This is a genomic window from Ensifer sp. ENS02 (assembly GCF_014851885.1).
In the GTDB taxonomy this organism is placed as follows: domain Bacteria; phylum Pseudomonadota; class Alphaproteobacteria; order Rhizobiales; family Rhizobiaceae; genus Ensifer; species Ensifer adhaerens.
In genome coordinates this window covers 1-255 of the sequence record NZ_JACVAO010000104.1, presented here as the reverse complement: position 1 = coordinate 255, position 255 = coordinate 1, and the positions used below count along the sequence as shown (strand labels likewise).

Sequence of the window (255 nt, the reverse complement as noted above, 5' to 3'; positions counted from 1 at the left end):
AACACCCTGGCGCCGGTCATTGCCGCCGCCTCGCTGAAGGTGTTCGACCTGATCGACAACGGCGATGCCTTGCGCGAGCGGCTCTATGCCAATGCGAGCCTGTTTCGCACCGAGATGTCCAAGCTCGACTTCACGCTGGCCGGTGAGGGCCACCCGATCATCCCGGTGATGCTCGGTGATGCCGCACTCGCCCAGGAGATGGCGGCGCGCATGCTGAAGAAGGGCGTCTATGTCATCGGCTTCTCCTTCCCGGTG

General features: G+C 63.9%; 1 protein-coding gene. It reads left to right on the top strand.

Annotated features, from left to right (window positions below; translation table 11 throughout):
• The coding region (locus IB262_RS35640) for an aminotransferase class I/II-fold pyridoxal phosphate-dependent enzyme (RefSeq protein WP_192494601.1) at positions 1 to 255 on the top strand (255 nt) is incomplete at both ends.